Here is a 19,432-nt window from a genome sequence, read left to right as displayed (position 1 = left end):
GCACTCATGGAGTTTCGGTGAACCACTCTGCCACGGTTCGGATCACGAAGGCTTGCCACTCCTGGGTCTGCGGGTCGCGGTACTCGGGATCTTCGTGGACCGCGAAGCCGTGTTGCGCGCCCTTGATCTCGACAAGCCGATGCTCAGCCCGGAACTCACGTACAGCGGCCCGTGACGCCTCGACCGGGACGAACGTGTCCTTGGTGCCGTGCACGATGAGCGTGGGTGCCGTGATCTCGCCCAGCACCACGTTGGGTCGGATCCAGAAGACCTCGTTCAGGAACGCCCGGCTGTGCTGCACGGTGGGCGAGTGGTCGATGAAGCCGCAGTCCGCAAGCTCTTGGGCCTTGGTGGCGTCGAGGAAGTCTCCCGCCCAGTACGGCTTCTGGTCGATGTAGCGGTCTTTGTAGTTGAGCTGCGGGTTCAGCAGAACCAGCCGTGTCAACCCTTCCGGCCGCTTCGCCGCGTAGTAGGCAGCCAGACCGCCACCGAAGCTAGTGCCAAGCAGGTTCACCACCTGCGCACCGGAGACTTCTCGGAGGTGGTCCCGCGCCACACGAATGTCGTTCAAGTGGGCTGCCAGCGAGGACTCCTCAGGCCGTCCATCGCTCTCACCATGCCCACGAAGGTCGTAGCGCAACGTCGCCACGCCAGCCTCAGCGAGCCCTCCAGCCATCCGGCCGAAGAAGCCACCTTCTTCCCGAGTCACACCGCCACCGTGGACCAGGACCACGGCTTGCTCTACCGGTGCGGGTGGGGCGGTCACTGTCCCGCGAAGGTTCAGGCCGTCCATGGTTCGGATGACGGTCTCGGTGTTCAGGTCAGGCATAGCGCTCCTCGTCGGCTAGAGGTGGCCACCCCATGCTTCCAGGCTCGTCAGCCGCACCGCACGAACACAGGCTTCAGTCCCGGCCCGCAGCTCTCCCCACCTGGGCCCACAGGGTTGGCCTGCATACATCCGCCGATCACAGGCGCTGTGTTCAGAGTTTCTTTTCTTGGTCAAGGCGGCCTCCTGCGGGGGCCGCTGGCCGTTCGTGTCTGCTCAGGCTGTTGCGGGCAGGCTCCGGCGATGTCCTCGGTCGCGCCAACGTGGGCCTGGCGGCCCACGGGCGCGACACGCGAGGCACCGGAGCCTCCCCACAACAGCCAGAGGCCACAGCCAGCAGCCCCCGCAGAATCCGCGTGGACGGATTCGTTGATCCTGCCGCAGCATGGCTTTCGGATTCCAGGCTTGGAACGAGCGCCAAGTAGTCGGTTTGGCGGGGCTGGTCTTGGCGCTCGGCTGCCGCACCTATGGACAGCTCGACGCCTTGGCGGCATCGACCAGCCCACAGGCTTGCCGGCGGATAGGTCGGCGCTGGTAGGCGTACTAACCATCCAGAAGTACGATTGTGGCCCGCGCACATGAGGAGCGCTTACGGGCGACACAGTGGCTCTAGCTAGATAAGCGAATCTAGAACCTGGTTTAGCCTCTTTGCTTCATCGCGGGCTTCCAGATAGTCGGCATACTGCTTCTGAGCGTTTGTGATCATCTCGTCATAGTAGACAATTCGGCCGTTGCATGTCCTTAGTTGCTGGTCAATGTACTGCTGCTCGGCCAGCATTCCACGTTCCTTTGCTGTCGGCTTTTGCCCAAGTACGAAGACGACTTCAATCTCTGCGTTCGGCTGCCCTTGCTGCTCTAGCAGGTCGCGTAGTGTCACCGCGTACTTCGCCCCCTGCTTGGCAAGCTCGTCGATGTCAGTCTTGCGAGCGTACCGTTTCAGCTCAACTATAAGATGTTGTCCGCTGATCGTTGCGTAACGAATATCGATGCGACCGGTCCGTTCCTTGCCCTCGTCGTCAAGTGAGAACAAGCCGGGTGCGATTCGGCGGAGGTCTTCTTCCATCGTTTCACTTTGGGAGGCCCGCTCCCAGGAGGCGTCGAGTAGCCAAAGATGACTGTAAAGATGCTGCTGAAGTACCTTTTCTTTCTCGTCCGCATGCGATATCTCACGGAAGCTGGATATGGCTTCTAGTCGCGATCGCAAAATGTCCATATACAAGGCAGACTCGTAGGAGTCCTGCTCGGCTAGCACAGGCAACAGATCTACGGCCTTCATCGTGCTCAGATGTTGCAAATCTTCAATAGTTTGACGAAGGCCCACCCGCTCAAATGCCAAAATTCCTGACCGGAAAAGCGCATGCCTGTCACTTGTCGCAGATGTGCCCTCAAATTCCAGAGTCGCAATCGTGCCGATCATCCTCTCAGCGGCCTTCCGCTGCCATGGAGGACGACCGTTGATCCAGTCGCGAATCTTTGGATAGCGAGCAATAGCGTCAACCGCTTCTCGCTTAGGGCGGGCTTCCGCCCATTGCTGAGAAGCTTCGAGAAAGCGCTGACGCATAAAATTCTGCAACGCTAGAACTCGTGGGTCGTCTTCAATTAGCCGCTGCCGGTCACTGGTTGCAATATCATCATGGTCGTCAAGGTCCAGAAAGTCGGCCTCGATCTGGCCAGTGACGTAGTTGCCAAAAAGGCGACTGAAGTCGAGTTTCTCAATGATGCCTTCTTGGATCGGACGTTTCCGCGCAAGAACAATAATGTTCTTGAGGGAACCTGCCTCCAGATCATCGGTCAACTCTGTTGGCGTCTTAGCTGTCCCGATCCAGCCCGCAACCTTCCAGCCTCCTGTAGCGTCAACTACCGTGTCTTTGAAGACGAAGCGCTGTATATTGGGTGGCAGAGCTTTGTCCGGTATTGACTCTCTGCCGAACTCCCATATAAATTCGAGTTTCTTCAGTTCTTGGCGATCCTCGTAGGTTATCGGACTGTCGTTGATCACGATCCTGAAGCCGCCTTCGTCGGGTTTCTTCAGATCGAGGACGTCGAACCGTCGGGCAAGTCGCTTGCGAAGAGCCGCAGCAGTAAGGTCTGCGCGTTTCGGTCGCAACTTCTTCAGAACGATTGCGGTGCCTGTTTTGCTGTAAGCGCTCGGAACGTCGATCTCTTTTGGATAGTAAGGCTTCGCTGCCTTGATCGACTCACGCAAGTCGTGCACGGATATGCGGAGTCCGGACACAATGCCCTCGTGTGAAGAAAAGACGTCGACCTCGTCGGCTATTGAGAAAACCGAAAGTTTGCCGATGCCTTTACGTCCCATGAATGGGCGCTTCCAGCGCGCCGAACACGCGCCCTCGGTTGCGCGCTTTTGATAGCCGACTTTGAGAAATCGACCGTTCAAGCTAGCGACCGACATGCCAGCTCCGTCGTCTTTGATGACGATCTCTTCGGTGCCTTCCCATCTGATAGAGACCTCAGAGGCGTCAGCGTCCCAAGCGTTTGCGACTAATTCGGAAAGTACGGCTGCCGCATTGCTGTAAAGATTGATGCCCAGTGCTTCAAGTACCGACATATCTACTGTCATGGAGAACTTGGGTTCGCTGGCACTGCTCATTCGTCTCGGCCTCTCCCTCTCCTGGACTCTAGGATGAAGTTCATGACGGCAGTGCCAACCATCTTGCCGAGAGGCGGCGGTACAGCGTTTCCGATCAACCGGCCAAGTGGGGCAAACTCGATCGGCTCATTTTTTGCTGTGAAGCGATAGCTGCGCGGAAAACCCTGCAACATGGCAGCTTCTCTGAGTGTGATGGCGCGGTCCTGCTCAGGGTGTCCGAACCGGCCTGTGCCAAAATTATGTGCCTGAGTGGTGATCGTCGGCGCTGGCTGGTCCCATTCCATGCGAGCATAAACATTTGCAAAAGAAGAGCCGGATGGTTTACGGTGACATGGTGCGCGCAACTCTTCAGGCCAGTCGCGCCACGTTCCACCCGGGCGAGATGCCTGGATTCGAGCGAGGTTTACCTCTGAGAGGTTCCGGGATTTATGGAGCCGGTCGACCGGATCGACCTCTCCTGCCCCGATTGCGGGCAGCTTCCCGATAATTTCGCGGACTGTTATGGCCTTCTTTTCTTTCCAGGTACCTTTCGGTATTGCGACGTCACCAATTCGAGAGGCGAGGAGCACTAGCCGTCGACGGTGCTGTGGAAGGCCGTATTCAGGTGCATAGCAACTCTTGTAGGAGATTTTGTATCCCTGCACCTGGAGGCTTTCTACGAAGCGTTTGAAAACACCTGAGCCTACGACTCTAGGTACGTTCTCCATCGTGACGATATCTGGAAGTGTCTCCTCGGCGAGGCGCGCGAATTCGTCTAGAAGGGGCCAACTCTCATCTGCTGACGTGTCAACCCCTCTGCGGTGAGAAGAAAACGGCTGGCAAGGTGCACATCCTGCCAAGATGCGGACTGCGCCTCTTCCCCACAGCTTTTTCAACTGTTTTGCAGTGACGGTACGCACATCCTGTTCGAAGAACGGTGCCTTGATGTTGGCCTCGAACGGGTAGGCGCATCGAGGGTCGATGTCAAAGCCTCCGACCACTTCAATGCCTGCCTGACGAAGGCCGTAGGACAAGCCACCTGCGCCACAGAACAGGTCAACGGCCCGTACCACTGGTGTCGAAGTGCTCACTCGATGGAACCTAGCCGACGGAGCGCTGCTCGTCGACGACTCATGCGAGGTGTCGATCAACTCGTGACAGTCTGTCAAGCCGTCGGGTGACGCCGTTGTTGCTCCTGGTGGTCAACTGACTCCGGTCCGTGACACTCGCAGCTCTGCGTCCGCCCTTCGGGTCGGGCGACGACCGCGTCAGCCCTTGGCGACTGTGGTCGTGTAGTGGCGCGCGACATGCTGACAGCTTGTGCAGAGTGATCACGCAAGCTGAGGGCTAGCCCTAGACTCTTGGCGTCAGCCTCAAGTCGACCGCTGTGTTGGGCAAGGCGGACGCGATACGAGTCAAGATCCAATCCTCGGTTTATCCCCGACAAATTATGACAGGCGACAGTTCCAGATCATCCACTATGGCCATTCGCGATAGGAAATATCGCAGGTAATGGTGACTGCTGGAATGTATCGGCAAGTAACAGTTGTGTAAGATTTACGAACCGCGGGTTCAGGGTTCGAGCCCCTGTCGGCCCACCAAAGCCCCAGGTCACCGGTCTGGGGCTTTCGCGTACCAAGATCAACCCGCACTTCCGCCAGCGCAGCATCTCCACGGCCCACGGCGGCAGCGTCCGTTCCCCGGCTTCGGTCTTGATCGAGTTTCTGGCGAAGCCGAGTGGATCAGCTACTTGTCGCGTGAGGCGAATGAGCTACGGTCAGGACAAGCTGCCACGAGCACAGGCCCCAGCCCAGGGTGATGGAGCGGTCCGGCTCCGACCTCCGGCTTGACCCACACGAACCGAGGCGGGCTTGCTGCTCGACAGTCCGTTTGGGTCATGCCTATGACTGCAGTGCGGCTGGCCTCACGATCAACGCCATACCTTGCCCGCACAAACGAAGGCAAGTTAGGGCCGAGCATCGTCACGGTGGTTGGTACTCCAGCGCGTCGATGTAGGTCCCAGCACCGCGTAGCCGGACGGCATGTCGACACCTCGCGCGATGTCACAGCCGCAGGTGTGTCCAGGGTTCCTTTCCTTGGCGGCGGGCCGGTAAGCGGTGGTCCGGCTACCGTGGGGGTATGCGGGTGGCTACCTGGAACGTCAACTCGGTCAAGCAGCGGTTGCCTCGGTTGTTGCCTTGGCTGGATGAGCGGGCTCCTGATGTCCTTTGCCTTCAGGAGACGAAGCTGACCGACGACGCTTTCGACGCGTTGCTCTCGGCTCCTCTCGCCGAGCGGGGGTACCAGGTCGCCGCTTTCGGGGAGCCCCGGTGGAACGGGGTTGCGCTGCTCTCCCGGGTCGGGTTGGACGACGTGGTCACCGGAGTGGCTGGTGCGCCTGGCTTTCCCCATCCGGAGGCTCGGGCGGTCGCGGCTACGTGTGGTGGGGTTCGGGTTCACTCGGTCTACGTCCCCAACGGGCGCGAGCCGGATTCCGATCACTACCGGTACAAGCTCGCCTGGTTGGCGGCGTTGCGGGAGGTTGTCGCCGGGGACGGGGAGAACGTGCTGGTGTGCGGGGACATCAACGTCGCCCTTGCGGACGCTGATGTGTTCGACCCGGCCGCTTACGTCGGGCACACGCACGTGACCGCGCCCGAGCGGCGCGCTGTCGAAGCCCTGGGGCTTCGGGACGTTGTTCGGGAGCGCTGGCCCGCTGAGCGGATCTTCACCTATTGGGACTACCGGGCCGGGATGTTCCACCAGGACCTCGGCATGCGGATCGACCTGGTGCTCGCGTCCGGTCCGGTCGCTTCGCGGGTGGCTGCGGCCTGGGTGGATCGGAAGGCGCGCAAGGGCACCGGGCCCAGTGACCACGCGCCGGTGATCGTGGATCTCGACACCGCGCCGGACGGGGACATCGGGCCGGTCGTGCCGCCGCCGTCCGCTCCTCGGCCGGGTCGTTCGGTCAAGGTGCCGCGGAATTAGGGGGAGCGGCGGTCAGCCGGCTAGTTCGTCTGGTTCCAGGTCGGCGCTCCAAGGGGTGTCGTTGCGGGGTTTGGGTGCCAGGGCCAGCGCTGCTCCCACGGCCGCGTCGCGGATTCCCGTCAAGTGGCGCGTCCTGGCCAGGCGGTTGAGGAGCAGGGACCGCCTCGCCATGCGTTGGGTTTGTCCGCGGCGCAGCCTGTCGTAGGCCCGCAGGGCGGTTTCGGGGGACTTCGCCAGGCAGGTGGTGAGGGTCACCGCGTCGATCACGGCCTGGCACGCGCCCTGCCCGAGGTCTGGTGTCATGGCGTGGGCGGCGTCGCCGATCAGGACGGTGTTCCCCCGGTAGTAGGCCGGTAGCGGGGGCAGGTAGTCCAGCGAGTGGCGCAGGACGTCGGTCGTCGAGGCCAGGATTTCGGGGATCGGGTCGTGCCACGTGCTGAAGGTGGCCGCCAGGTCGGCGTCGGGGGCGGTCATGGCGTACCAGTTCGTCCGGCCGTCCGCCTGCGGGGTCAGGCCGAACTTCACGCCCCTGCCCCACGTTTCACCGCCCGCCTCGACGGTCACGTCCGCTGTGCCGCGCCAGCCGATCGCACCGGACCGCCGGACGTCGACGCCGAACAACGCCCGTCGCGTCGCGCTGTTGATGCCGTCCGCCGCGACGACCAGGTCGTGGTCGCAGTCCGCCCCGCCCACCTCCTCGCCGAACCGGATCGTGTCGCGGGGCAGCGCGGCGGCCAACACGGCCAGGAGCGCCGGACGGGTCACCAGGTGGACGTCCGCCCGCAGGACGCCGATCCGCGCGCCGTCCGGCTTGCGCACGATGCCGTCCGGTTGCCTGCGGCCGGCCCGGCGCACGGGGTCGCCGAGCCCCAGCTCGTCCAGGGCCCGCAACGCGTTCCGCCAGATCCCCAGGCCGGTACCCGTGGTCGGGAGGGCTTCCGCGCGCTCGAACACGGTGACCTCCCACCCGACCCGCCGCAGGCCGACGGCCGCCGTCAGACCGCCGATCCCCCCGCCGATGACCGCTGCTCTCATGCCCCGACCGTACTACACCTGTAGTGCCTGACACTACGGGTGTAGTGTGATCGTCGTGACGAGGCGGCACCAGGTGCTCGACGCGGCCACCCGGGTCCTGGGCACGGCGGGGCCGCGCGGCCTCACGCACCGGGCCGTGGACGCCGCTGCGGGCCTGCCGCAGGGCTCGACCTCCAACCACTTCCGCACGCGGGACGCGCTGGTCGACGGCGTGGTGGACCGCCTGCTGGAGCGGGAGACCGAGCTGTGGGGCCGGCTCGCGGACGACGTGTCGACCCCGGACGCGCTGGCCGTCGCCGTGGGGCGGCTGGTGGACGAACTCGCCCGCGAGCGCCTGATCACGTTGGCGCGGCACGCGGTCTTCGTGGAGGCCGCCGTGCGGCCCGAACTGGGACAGCGGATCACCGCCGCGCACCGGCGGATCGCGGAGTGGGCGACGCCGCTGTTCGCCGCGCTCGGCTCGGACGACCCGGTCCGCGACCTGCGCCTGGTGCTCGCGGTGGTCGACGGGCTGCTCACCAACCAGCTCGCCGACCCGCAGCCCGACTTCGCGCCCGCCACGGCCGTGCGGACCGTGCTGCGCGGGATCTTCGGGACGTGGACCGCCTGACAGCGGGGTCCCGCAGCGTTCACGGTCCGCCGTTTCGACATCATGTGCAGCGACCAGTCCTAGGGAGCCGCTGTGACCGACCACGTGACGCGGGCGTTCTTGGCCGACGAGAGCCTGCACGGGGTGATGGAACGGCTGGACCTCCCGCCGGCGCTGGCCGCCGTCTACGGGCACCGGCTGGTGCCGCGCCCCTTCTTCCTCGACCGTGCTACGGCCGACTCGGTCGCCTCCGACGTGCGGGCGTTCTACGACCTGCTGACCTCGTTGCCCGACAGGCTGTTCGGCGGCAGCCTCGCGCGGTTCGGGGACGCCCTGGGCGTGCCACCGGAGCAGCTCGCGCTGATGTCCGCGCAACCGCCGAGCTTCCACGGCCGCGCCGACATCTACCGGGTCGGCGACGAGTTCCGGTTGCTGGAGTTCAACTCCGGCAGCCAGCTCGGCAACCGCGACTTCGGCGACATCTCCCGCGCGATCCACGAAGCGCCGGAATTCCAGGGGTTCGTCCGCGAGCACGACCTGTCCTACGTGCACCCGGTACAAGAGCTGTTGCGCGTAATCGGCTCTGGCACCATCGCCTTCCTCGAAGCCGGCGGGGCGTTGCGGAAGTACGCGAAGGGATTCGCCTCGCTCAAGGAATCCTGCGCGCGATTCGGCGTGGACGTCCTGTTGGGCGAATTGGAGAACGTCACCGAGCGCAATGGACACCTCTACCTGGACGGCACCCGGTTGGACGTGGTGGTGCGGTTCTTCTCGCCACGCCAGGCGGTCGGCAAGGCGGACGCTTTCCTCAGGGCCACCAAAACCGAGGTATGCACGCCGCTGGAGAACTACCTCTACGGCAACAAGTCCACGCTCGCGCTGCTGTCCGGCCACCGGGACCGGTTCGCCGAGGACGAGCTCGCCCTGGTGGACCGGCTGCTGCCGTGGACCCGCGCCGTGGGCGACGTGCCGCCGGACCACCTGCGTGAACACCGCGAGACGCTGATCCTCAAGGCCGCTGACGAATTCGCGGGCACCGGTGTGCACGCCGGGTGGCTGCACGACGACGCGGGGTGGCGCGCGTTGCTCGACGACGCCCGGGGCAAGCCTTACGTGGTGCAGGAAAGGGTGCGGCCGACATTGGACACCGTGCCGCACGACGAGCGCCCCTGGCTCACCACGTGGGGGTGGTTCGTCACCGGGGAAGGCTTCGCGGGCTTGAGCATCCGCTCCATGCCGCACGAGTCGGGCGCGGTGGTGAGCTACGGCGGGAACCCCGATACCAGGGTGTCGGGACTGCTCCTGCACGGCGACGACTCCGGCCCGCCGGCTTCGTGATCGGGCGACCGCGTTCTGTCATTCCGCCGACCTGAGCGCGGTCAACGGGTTAATGTCCCCTGCGACAAGAGGGGGGTGCATGGGGGACTTCTTCGCGGTCGCGCTCGCCTTCCCGACCGTCATCCTCTCGATCCCGCTCGTCTTCGTGCTGCTGTTCTGGCTCCTGGCCGCGTTCGGGGTCGACCTGGACGCAGGTGTGGAGCTCGCCTACGGGCTGGGCGGTGTGCCGACCAGCGTGGTGGTCTCCCTGCTGGTGCCGGTCGCCTGGTTCGCCTGCCTGGCCGGCACGACCCTCGTCGACGGCTTCGACGTCGTGATCCTCGCCGGGTCGCTGGTGTTCGGCTACGTCGTCGCACGGGTGGCCGTGATCCCGTTGCGGCACCTGTACCCCACGATCGAATCCGCGTCGCGCAACGACTTCGTCGGCAAGGTGTGCGTGATCCGCACCGGCACGGTGACCGCGAGCTTCGGCCAGGCCGAGGTGACCGCCGACGACGGGTCGTCCGCGACCGTGCAGGTCCGCCAGGCCGGACAGGACCCGCTCACCGCGGGCGTCACCGCGTTGATCTTCGACTACGACCAGGACGGCGAGTTCTTCTGGGTCGCCCCTATCCCTACCTATCCGCTGGGGGAGCACTGATGGACGTCATCACCACCGGGTTCGGCATTCTGGTCGCCGTCGCCCTCGTCGTGTTCACCGCACTCCTGTTCATGATCAGCCGGCTGTTCCGGAAGATCGAGCAGGGCAAGGCGCTGATCATCTCGAAGGTGCGCAAGGTGGACGTGACCTTCACCGGCGCGATCGTGCTGCCGGTGCTGCACCGGGCCGAGGTCATGGACATCTCGGTGAAGACGATCGAGATCCGCCGCGCCGGCACCGAGGGTCTGATCTGCCGGGACAACATCCGGGCCGACATCCGGATCACGTTCTTCGTGCGGGTCAACAAGACCGTCGAGGACGTGATCAAGGTCGCCCAGGCGATCGGCACCGCGCGGGCCTCCGACGAGGCCACCCTCCAGGAGCTGTTCAACGCCAAGTTCTCCGAGGCGCTCAAGACGGTGGGCAAGCAGCTCGACTTCGTCGACCTCTACACCAAGCGCAACGAGTTCCGCGACCAGATCATCGAGGTCATCGGCACCGACCTCAACGGCTACAGCCTGGAAGACGCGGCGATCGACTTCCTGGAGCAGACGCCGATGGCGCAGCTCAACCCGTCGAACATCCTGGACGCCCAGGGCATCCGCAAGATCACCGAGCTGACCGCGATCGAGCACGTGCGCACCAACGAGTTCCAGCGCGGCGAGGAGAAGGAGATCACCCGCCAGAACGTCGAGGCGCGGGAGACCATCCTCGAACTGGAGCGCCGCCAGGCGGACGCGGAGATCAAGCAGCGGCGCGAGGTCGAGACCATGCGCGCCCGCGAGGAAGCCGAGATCTCCAAGGTGCAGGCGGAGGAGCGGCTCAAGGCCTCCACCGCCGGCATCCGGACGGACGAGCAGCTCGGCATCCAGCACGAGAACAAGTCCCGCGAGATCGCGGTGGCCGAGAAGAACCGCGAGCGCGTGATCGCGATCGAGACCGAGCGCATCGAGAAGGACCGCCAGCTCGAGGTCATCGGCCGCGAGCGGGAGACCGAGCTGTCCCGGATCTCCAAGGACAAGGAGGTCGAGGGCGAGAAGCGGGCCATCGCCGAGGTCGTCCGCGAGCGGATCGCGGTGGAGAAGACGGTCGCCGAGCAGGAGGAGAACATCAAGCGGCTGCGGGCGGTCGAGGAGGCCGAGCGGCTGCGCGAGACCACGATCATCCAGGCCGAGGCCGAGGCCCAGGAGCACCTGGTCAAGGACATCAAGGCGGCCGAGGCCGCCGAGACGTCGGCGAAGTTCAAGGCCCGGGAGGAACTCCTGCTCGCCGAGGCCCGCCAGCAGGCCGCCGAGCTGGACACCCGCGCGATGATCCGGCTCGCCGAGGGCAAGCAGGCCGAGGCCGCCGCGGCCGGTCTGGCCGACGTGCAGGTGCGCGAGCGCGACGCGGACGCGATCGAGAAGATCGGCCGCGCCGAGGCCGTGGTGGACCGGGAGAAGGCGCTGGTGATCGCCGAGGCGATCCGGGAGAAGCTCAAGGGCGAGGCGGAAGGCCTGTCGGACAAGGCGAACGCCATGGCCGCGCTGGACGACGCGACCCGCGAGCACGAGGAGTACCGGTTGCGGCTGGAGGCCGAGAAGGAGATCCGGCTGGCGGACATCGACGTGCAGCGCCAGGTCGCGGAGGCGCAGGCCAAGGTGCTCGCGGCGGGTCTGGAGAAGGCCGACATCGACATCGTCGGCGGCGACAGCATGTTCTTCGACCGCGTGGTCGGCGCGATCTCGGTGGGCAAGAGCCTGGACGGGTTCGTGGACCACTCCGAGGTCGCGAAGACGCTCGGCAGCTCCTGGCTCAACGGCACGTCCGACTTCACCCAGGACATCGGCCGAATCCTCGGCTCGTTCGGCACCGGTGACCTGAAGAACCTCACGGTGTCCGCGGTGCTGCTCAAGCTGATCAACGCGGGCGGTCCGGACGAGGACAAGCTCCGCGAACTGCTGGCCGCCGCGCAGCGGCTCGGCGTGGCCGAACGGCCGGTGGCCGCGCTCGCCGCCCAGTCGTGACGACACCTGTGACGACGGCCGCGACCCCGGGGGTGCCCGCGACCCTCGACGCGGGCACCTACGAGGTGCTCAAGGCCCGGCTCGCCGACCAGGCGGCCGGGCTGGCCCGGCGGGCCGAAGCGCTCAACGCGCGCCGGCTGGAGGTGTTCGGCAGCGCCGAGCTGGCGCTCCTGGGCACCGAGCGGATCCGCACCGAGAACAACTGCGTGCCCCGGGACTGCGTGTCGGTGTCGGTCGCGGACGAGCACGGCACGGCGGTGTCCGGGCTGATGCTGTTCGGCTACAACGTGTTCATCGGCCTCAAGCCGGAGACCACGGTCGACGACGTGTTCTCGCTGCACCGCTTCGCCCGTGACGGCGACGCGTTCCGCTTCGAGGACGCGCACGACGAGCTGCCCGGCCTGCTCCGGGACCCGCGTTTCGAGCGGGACTTCGCCGAGCTCTACCGGTACTACCGGGACACCCGGCTGGTGCAGTTGCGCCGGGTCGAGGGCAGGTTGCTCGCGGTGTTCCAGACCGGCGGGCGCATCGAGGACACCAAGGTGCTGCGCTGGCAGATCGCCGTCGACGGCACGGTGAAGTACCTGGACAACCGGGGCGAGCGCGACCACGTCTTCCCGCCGTCGCACGACTTCGAGTGGACGTCGACCGCGCGCGAGCACCACGTGCTGGGCCGCCACCCGCACATCTCCATCGAGGACGAGGTCTTCGTGGAGGCGGTCGGCGGCGACCTCACCATCAAGGTGGAGAACAACACCGAGACCGGCGAGGGCATCTACCGCGAACCGGTGGACGAGCCGTTGCAGTCGCTGGCGGACGCGGACGTCGAGTACGCGCGGGTCGGCTCGCAGATCCTGCTGCGTATCCGCCCGTACAACGAGACCGCGTGGCGGCACCTGGTGTTCAACACCCGCACCAAGACCGTCGTGCGGCTGGACGGCATCGGCCAGGCGTGCCAACGGCTCCCGGAGGACCAGGGCCTGATCTTCCCGGGCGGCTACTACCTGGCCACCGGCGTGAGCAAGACGTTCGACACCGCCGTGGACGAGCTGGAGTTCGAGCGGGTCATCCGGTCCACCAACGGCGAGGACGTGCTCTACGTCTTCCACGCCCGCCGCGAGGGCCGCTCGCTGCTGCTGCCCTACAACGTGATCCGCAAGGAGGTCTCGACCCCGCTGTCCTGCCACGGGTACTCGCTGTTCGACGACGGCACGATGGTCGTGTTCCGCGCGGTGGACGACGAGCCGACCCGCGTGCACCCGATGCAGGTGTGGCAGACCCCGTACCTCTCCGACACCTACGCCGCCGCGCAGCCGGTCGGCACCGGGCCGTTGGAGCGCGTCGGCAATGCCGACCTGGTGCGCGGCATCTCCGACTGCCTGTCGGTGAGCCGGGTGGTCGGCGAGATGGCCGCGTCCGCGCCGGTGTTCGAGGACCTGATCGCCTCCTGCACCAGGGTGTTCGACTCCTACCACTGGCTGGGCGAGCCGGACCTGGGAGACCTGCGCACCCCGTTGACCGAGGTGCGGTCCACCGCCGAGCAGGTGCTCGACGAGTTCGAGACGGTGCGGGCGCTGACCGACCAGGCCGCCGCCGCGCTGGCCGAGGCGGACGCCGACATCGCGTCGCTGATCCGCCACGCCCGCGGTGAGGTGCCCGGCGGCGCGGAGGCGTGGGTGCGCCAGTTGGCGCGGCTGCGCGCCGCGCAAGGCCACCTGGTCACGTTGCGCGAGCTGCGGTACGTCGACCTCGCGCGCATCGACGCCCTGTCCGGCACGCTGTCGGAGCAGGTGGGCTCCACGGCGCAGCGCGCGGTCGAGCACCTGCGCCGCGACGACGCCTTCGCCGGCTTCCACGAGCAGGTCGAGGCGCTGACGGGCAGGGCGGAGGGCATCCGCACGGTGGCCGAGGCGACGCCGGTCACCGAGGAGCTCGCCGAACGCCGGCAGGGCCTGGAGGTGCTGACCGAGGTCGTCGGCTCCCTGGACATCGCGGACGCCACCGTGCGCACGTCGATCCTGGAGCGCATCGGCGAGGTGCTCGGCGGCCTGAACCGGGCACGGGCCACTGTGGACGGTCGTCGGCGCGATCTGCTCGCCACCGAGGGGCGGGCCGAGTTCGCCGCCGAGTTCGCCCTGCTCGGGCAGGCCGTCACCGGCGCGCTCGCCGTCGCCGACACCCCGCAGCGCTGTGACGAGCAGCTCGGCACCCTGCTGCTGCACCTGGAGAACCTCGAAGCCCGGTTCGGCGAGTTCGACGACTTCCTGACCCGGCTGGGCACCAAGCGGACCGACGTCTACGAGGCGTTCTCCTCGCGCAAGCAGGCCCTGCTGGACGACCGCGCGCGGCGCGCGGACCGGCTCGCCGAGTCCGCCGACCGGATTCTGGGCAGCGTCGTGCGCCGGGTCGCCTCGCTGGGGTCGCTGGACGAGGTCAACACCTACTTCGCGACCGACCCGATGGTGACCCGCATCCGCTCGGTGGCCGACGAGCTGCGCGAGCTCGGCGACCAGGTGCGGGCCGAGGAGCTGGCCGGGCGGGTGCTGGCCGCGCGGCAGGAGGCGGGCCGCGCGCTGCGCGACCGGCTGGACCTGTTCGACGGCGAGACGATCCGGCTGGGCCGGCACCGGTTCGCGGTCAACACCCAACCGCTGGACCTGACCCTCGTGCCCCAGGACGGCGGCCTGTCCTACGCCATCACCGGCACCGACTTCCGCGCGCCGGTCCGCGACGAGGGCTTCGCCGCCACCAGGCCGTTCTGGGACCAGCTCGTGGTGTCCGAGACCGACGAGGTGTACCGGGCCGAGCACCTGGCCGCGTCGATCCTGGCCGACCAACCCGTGGCCGGCCTGCACGTCGCCGCCACGGACGGGCGGTTGCTCGACGTGGTCCGCCGGGTCGCGGAAACGCGGCTGGACGAGGGGTACGAGCGGGGCGTGCACGACCACGACGCCACCAAGATCCTGGACGCGTTGCTGCGCCTGCACGCCGGTGCCGGCCTGCTGCGCTTCCCGCCGTCCGCGCGCGCCGCCGCGCAGGTGCTGTGGGTGCGCGCCGAGGAGGAGGACCGCACCCGGTGGACGCGGCGCGCGTCGTCGCTCGGCCGGGCCCGGACGATCTTCGGCCACACCGGGGCGATCGACGAGCTGTGCGCCGAACTGGGCGGGCGCGCGGGCGACCCGCAGGCCGGCGAGTACCTGTTCGAGGAGCTGTGCGCCGCGCCGCCCGGGTTCGTCGCCGGTGCCGCCGCGCGGGCGCTGGTCGACGCGTTCCACCGGGGACTGGGCAACCGCAAGGACTTCGAAGACGACCTGCGCGCGTTCCCGGACCTGGACGAGCGCAAGGCGCTGGTCGAGGGCTGGTACGAGGCGTTCCTGGGTGGCCGCGTCGACCCCGACCTGCCCGAGGCCGTCGCCCTGGAGCTGTGCCGGGACCTGCCGCGCTACGAGTCCTCCGCGCAGTTGGAGTCCACTGTGGACGGACTGCTGGGCGCGCACCCGCGGATCACCGGACGGTCGCTGGTGCTGCGGCTGGACGAGGTGCTGACCCGCACCCGGCGGTTCCGCACCGAGCGGGTGCCCGCCTTCCGCGACTACCAGCGGTCGCGCAACGACCTGGTGGTGCGGGAGAAGCGGCGGCTGCGGCTGGACGAGTACCGGCCCCGGGTGATGAGCGCGTTCGTCCGCAACCGGCTGCTGGACGAGGTCTACCTGCCGCTGATCGGCGACAACCTGGCCAAGCAGCTCGGTGCCGCGGGGGACGCGAAGCGCACCGACCAGATGGGCCTGCTGCTGCTGATCTCCCCGCCCGGCTACGGCAAGACGACGTTGATGGAGTACGTCGCCCACCGGCTCGGCCTGGTGTTCGTCAAGGTCAACGGCCCCTCCCTGGGCCACGACGTGATCAGCGTCGACCCGGCGGACGCGCCGAACGCCACCGCGCGCCAGGAGGTGGAGAAGATCTCGTTCGCGCTGGAGAGCGGCAGCAACGTGCTCCTCTACCTGGACGACATCCAGCACACCTCGCCCGAGCTGCTCCAGAAGTTCATCTCGCTGTGCGACGCGCAGCGCCGCATGGAGGGCGTGTGGGAAGGGCGGACCCGGACCTACGACCTGCGCGGCAAGCGGTTCGCGGTGTGCATGGCGGGCAACCCCTACACCGAGTCCGGGCAGCGGTTCCGGATTCCCGACATGCTCGCCAACCGGGCCGACGTGTGGAACCTCGGCGACGTGCTGTCCGGTCGCGAGGACCTGTTCGCGCTGAGCTACATCGAGAACGCGCTGACCTCGAACGCGGTGCTCGCCCCGCTGTCGACGCGGGACCGCGGCGACATCGACCTGCTGGTGCGGATGGCGCGCGGTGAGGACGTGCGCGCCGACCGGCTCGCCCACCCCTACACGTCGGTCGAGCTGGAGCAGGTGCTCGGCGTGCTGCGCAAGCTGGTGCGGGTGCAGGAGGTCGTGCTGGCCAACAACCAGGCCTACATCGCCTCGGCCGCCCAGTCCGACGCGTCGCGCACCGAGCCGCCGTTCCAGCTCCAGGGCTCCTACCGGAACATGAACAAGCTGGCGGAGAAGGTCGTGCCGGTGATGAACGACGCCGAGCTGATGGCCGTCATCGACGACCACTACCTGGGCGAGGCGCAGACGCTGACCTCCGGCGCGGAGTCGAACCTGTTGAAGCTGGCCGAGTTGCGCGGGACGCTCACCCCCGACCAGCGCCGGCGGTGGGACGAGGTGAAGGCGGGTTTCCTGCGGGCGCGGGCGCTCGGCGGTGCCGAGGACGACCCGGTGAGCCGGGCCGTGGGCGCGGTCGGGCTGCTGGCGGACCGGGTGGGCGGCGCGATCGAGCGGCTGGCGGAGCGCTAGTCGCCGCAGAGCCGGCCGTCGAAGTCGACCTCGCGGCCGGACCGGTCGCGGAACTGGATGTCGGGCAACCCGTGCGCGCGCAGCCACGTGCACAGCTCGCGCGTCGACGGCGGGAACCGCCACGGCACGCAGAGCCCGTCGGGGAAGCGGCCGAACTCGCACCTCCCCGGGTCGCGCCGATCGGCGGACGTGGTGGGCGCGGGCGGCGGGGCCGGTTCGCTGTGCGGCGGCGCGGCCGGCGGCTCGGTCGTGGCCCGCGACGGTGGCACGGCTTCCCGCGGTGGTGGCGCGACCAGCACCGGCGTGGGCGGGACGACCTGCACCGTCGTCGAGTAGGTCGCGCTGAGCACACCCGGCTGCGCCGGGCTCAGGTCGACCTGTCGCACGTCCACCGGACGCGGTCCGCCGACCGTGACCACCATGGCCACCAAGGCCGCGATCGCCAGCGCACCAGCGATCCCGGCGAACGCGACCCGACCGACCCTGCTCATCCCGTTACACCCGCTCCAGACGGCACTCCCGGTTGGTCACGTGGAATCGTTCGGCCGGCTGAAGGCGTTACGCGGCGCGGGTTCCCGGGCTTCGGCCGGCAGGTCCCGACCTGGTGGAGCGCGGCTCGACCCGCGTCGGGGACGACCGGCCGACATCACACCGCGCCCTAGTCCGTTCGGAGCAGCGGAGTGGGCTGATGAGACCTTCGTCGCAGCGGTGGACCCGACGGCGGTGCCTAGCATGAGGAACGTTCGGTGCGCAGATCCGCACCGCGTCCCCGGAACACCGAGAGGTTCGCCGCCATGCTGTTTCGACGACTGCTGCCCGCGATCGCGGCGGTGGCCGCCCTGGCCTCCACCGCGGCGTGCGGTGGGGCTCCCGACGACACCATCGAGGGCAAGGCCGAGGACGGTGGGCTCACCATCGGCATCCGGTTCGACCAACCGGGGATGGCGCAACGCAGGCTGGACGGCAAGTACGTCGGTTTCGACGTGGACGTGGCGAAGTACGTGGCCCAGCAGTTCGGGGTGCCGGAGGCCGGCATCACCTGGAAGGAAGCCAGGTCCGCCGACCGGGAGAAGCTGATCGCGGCCGGCGAGGTGGACTTCGTCGTCGCCACCTACTCGATCACCGACCGGCGCAAGGAGCAGGTGGCCTTCGCCGGACCGTACTTCCAGACCGGCCAGGGACTCCTGGTGCGCTACACCGACGGCGACATCACCGGCCCGGAGGCGTTGAACGGCAAGAAGCTCTGCTCGGTGACCGCCTCGACGTCCGCGCAGAAGGTGAAGTCCGAGTTCGCGCAGGGCGTGCAGCTCGTCGAGTACGGCCAGTACTCCGACTGCGTCACCGGGCTGCTCGCGGGCAACGTCGACGCGGTCACCACCGACCAGGCGATCCTGGCGGGCTACGTCGCGGAGAACCCGGAGCTGCTCAAGCTGGTGGGACAGCCGTTCACCACGGAGAAGTACGGGGTGGGGCTGGCGAAGTCGGACGCGAGGGGCCGCTCCGACGTCAGCGCGGCGATCGAGCGGATGGTGGCCTCGGGCGAATGGCGGCTCGCGCTGGAGCGCAACATCGGCCAGTCGGGTGTCGAGCTCCCCGATCCACCGCAGGTCACCGAGAAGTAGCGACCCCTGTCGTTCATCCCGGCGTGGTTCGGTGGTAGTGCTGGGCGTGGTCAACCGATACGCTCGCCTGCGCAGGCCGTGGTTTCTGTGTTCGTGACTCACGCTCGCGGAACGACACGCGGGCGTGCGTTCCCCGCCGGCGGCGGCGGGGGAAACGCCGGCGGGACGGCCGGGGTTGCACGGTGTAGCCCCAAGCTCTCCTGCGATGGAGGCAGGTACATGGCACTGGGCACTGTCAAGTGGTTCAACTCCGAAAAGGGCTTCGGCTTCATCGCCCAGGAGAACGGCGGGCCGGACGTGTTCGTCCACTACTCGGAGATCCAGGGTCAGGGGTTCCGCACCCTGGACGAGAACCAGCGCGTCGAGTTCGAGATCGGCCAGGGCACCAAGGGTCCGCAGGCCCAGAACGTGCGCAAGGTCTGATCTTCCCTTCGTGACGACAGGCCCCCGACCGCGCGGTCGGGGGCCTGTCGGGTGCACGAGGTCGGGTGCGGCGGTCGCGCGCCGGTGGTGGCGCACGGGACCGTCCGGCGGGGCTAGAAACCGCGCTGGCGGGCTTCCCACTCCAGGCGCTGCATGACCCACTCCGTGGCGAGCGCCTGCGGGGAGGTCTGCCGTTCGGCGGCGAGCTCCTTGAGCTGCTCGTTGGCCACGAGCTGGAGGCGGAGCTGGTAGACCTGCGCGTTGCCGAAGCTGTTGCCGGCCGTCGTCTCGGCGTCCACCGTCTCGGGCGCGAGCGCCGCCAGGTACGACGTCAGGTCGTCGTCGGGCGAGGCTTCGTCGAGTTCCTTGCCGAGCGGGCGGTGGCGGCCGGACTTGTTGCGACCTAGCGATCCAAGAGGCACCGCGCCACGATAACGGTTGCATTGCGGAACGCGCACAACTGTGGTTTGCGTCACAGTTTTGTGCATGGAGAGGCCCCCGCGCCAG

Annotated in this window: 14 protein-coding genes; 8 read left to right on the top strand and 6 right to left on the bottom strand. The window is 67.4% G+C overall.

Annotated elements, in window-relative coordinates:
- Positions 1-4: 4 nt before the first annotated feature.
- From AB0G01_RS08620 to AB0G01_RS08610, 3 genes are all read right to left on the bottom strand, one after another.
- Positions 5-829 carry an alpha/beta fold hydrolase gene (locus tag AB0G01_RS08620; RefSeq protein ID WP_360941156.1) on the bottom strand — a complete coding sequence of 275 codons (825 nt, stop codon included), beginning with the start codon at positions 827-829 and terminating at the stop codon, positions 5-7.
- A 610-nt stretch (positions 830-1,439) separates the two neighbouring features.
- Positions 1,440-3,437 carry an ATP-binding protein gene (locus AB0G01_RS08615; protein WP_360941153.1) on the bottom strand — a complete coding sequence of 666 codons (1,998 nt, stop codon included), beginning with the start codon at positions 3,435-3,437 and terminating at the stop codon, positions 1,440-1,442.
- Entirely contained in the window at positions 3,434-4,507 is a 1,074-nt protein-coding gene (locus AB0G01_RS08610) for a DNA cytosine methyltransferase (RefSeq protein WP_360941150.1), read from the bottom strand. Before AB0G01_RS08610 ends, AB0G01_RS08615 begins: the two co-directional genes overlap by 4 nt.
- A 1,048-nt stretch (positions 4,508-5,555) precedes the next feature.
- Between AB0G01_RS08610 and AB0G01_RS08605 the strand changes: the two genes are divergently transcribed.
- Positions 5,556-6,404, top strand: coding sequence for an exodeoxyribonuclease III (locus tag AB0G01_RS08605; RefSeq protein ID WP_360941147.1), 849 nt, complete (start codon positions 5,556-5,558; stop codon positions 6,402-6,404).
- 12 nt (positions 6,405-6,416) lie between these two features.
- Here the strand turns inward: AB0G01_RS08605 and AB0G01_RS08600 are convergent, their stop codons facing one another.
- The gene (locus tag AB0G01_RS08600) at positions 6,417-7,439 is read right to left on the bottom strand and encodes an FAD-dependent oxidoreductase (protein ID WP_360941144.1); all 1,023 of its coding nucleotides are present in this window, start codon (positions 7,437-7,439) and stop codon (positions 6,417-6,419) included.
- Positions 7,440-7,494: 55 nt separating this feature from the next.
- Here AB0G01_RS08600 and AB0G01_RS08595 point away from each other — a divergent pair, with 55 nt between their 5' ends.
- From AB0G01_RS08595 to AB0G01_RS08575, 5 genes are all read left to right on the top strand, one after another.
- Positions 7,495-8,049, top strand: a complete 555-nt coding sequence (locus tag AB0G01_RS08595) for a TetR family transcriptional regulator (RefSeq protein WP_360941141.1) — start codon at positions 7,495-7,497, stop codon at positions 8,047-8,049.
- 72 nt (positions 8,050-8,121) lie between these two features.
- Positions 8,122-9,366, top strand: coding sequence for a hypothetical protein (locus tag AB0G01_RS08590; RefSeq protein ID WP_360941138.1), 1,245 nt, complete (start codon positions 8,122-8,124; stop codon positions 9,364-9,366).
- A gap of 79 nt (positions 9,367-9,445) precedes the next feature.
- Complete coding sequence (locus tag AB0G01_RS08585; RefSeq protein WP_360941135.1) at positions 9,446-10,006, top strand: hypothetical protein; 561 nt, start codon at positions 9,446-9,448, stop codon at positions 10,004-10,006.
- Positions 10,006-12,012, top strand: coding sequence for an SPFH domain-containing protein (locus AB0G01_RS08580; RefSeq protein WP_360941133.1), 2,007 nt, complete (start codon positions 10,006-10,008; stop codon positions 12,010-12,012). Before AB0G01_RS08585 ends, AB0G01_RS08580 begins: the two co-directional genes overlap by 1 nt.
- On the top strand, positions 12,009-16,880 hold the full coding sequence (locus AB0G01_RS08575) for a DNA repair ATPase (protein ID WP_360941130.1): 4,872 nt from the start codon (positions 12,009-12,011) through the stop codon (positions 16,878-16,880). The genes AB0G01_RS08580 and AB0G01_RS08575 overlap by 4 nt, the downstream gene beginning before the upstream one ends.
- Here AB0G01_RS08575 and AB0G01_RS08570 read toward each other — a convergent pair.
- Positions 16,877-17,371 carry a hypothetical protein gene (locus AB0G01_RS08570; protein ID WP_360941127.1) on the bottom strand — a complete coding sequence of 165 codons (495 nt, stop codon included), beginning with the start codon at positions 17,369-17,371 and terminating at the stop codon, positions 16,877-16,879. The genes AB0G01_RS08575 and AB0G01_RS08570 overlap by 4 nt on opposite strands.
- 303 nt (positions 17,372-17,674) lie before the next feature.
- On the opposite strand from AB0G01_RS08570, the gene AB0G01_RS08565 reads away from it, so the two are divergent.
- Entirely contained in the window at positions 17,675-18,502 is an 828-nt protein-coding gene (locus tag AB0G01_RS08565; protein ID WP_360941124.1) for a glutamate ABC transporter substrate-binding protein, read from the top strand.
- A gap of 219 nt (positions 18,503-18,721) precedes the next feature.
- The gene (locus tag AB0G01_RS08560; RefSeq protein ID WP_310310099.1) at positions 18,722-18,925 is read left to right on the top strand and encodes a cold-shock protein; all 204 of its coding nucleotides are present in this window, start codon (positions 18,722-18,724) and stop codon (positions 18,923-18,925) included.
- A gap of 113 nt (positions 18,926-19,038) precedes the next feature.
- Here AB0G01_RS08560 and AB0G01_RS08555 read toward each other — a convergent pair whose 3' ends face one another.
- On the bottom strand, positions 19,039-19,347 hold the full coding sequence (locus AB0G01_RS08555; protein ID WP_360941120.1) for a hypothetical protein: 309 nt from the start codon (positions 19,345-19,347) through the stop codon (positions 19,039-19,041).
- Positions 19,348-19,432 lie beyond the last annotated feature (85 nt).

It is taken from the genome of Actinosynnema sp. NPDC023587 (assembly GCF_040640215.1).
Lineage (GTDB): Bacteria > Actinomycetota > Actinomycetes > Mycobacteriales > Pseudonocardiaceae > Actinosynnema.
Note: the sequence above shows the minus strand (reverse complement) of the source record. Positions and strands in the feature narration are given on the sequence as shown.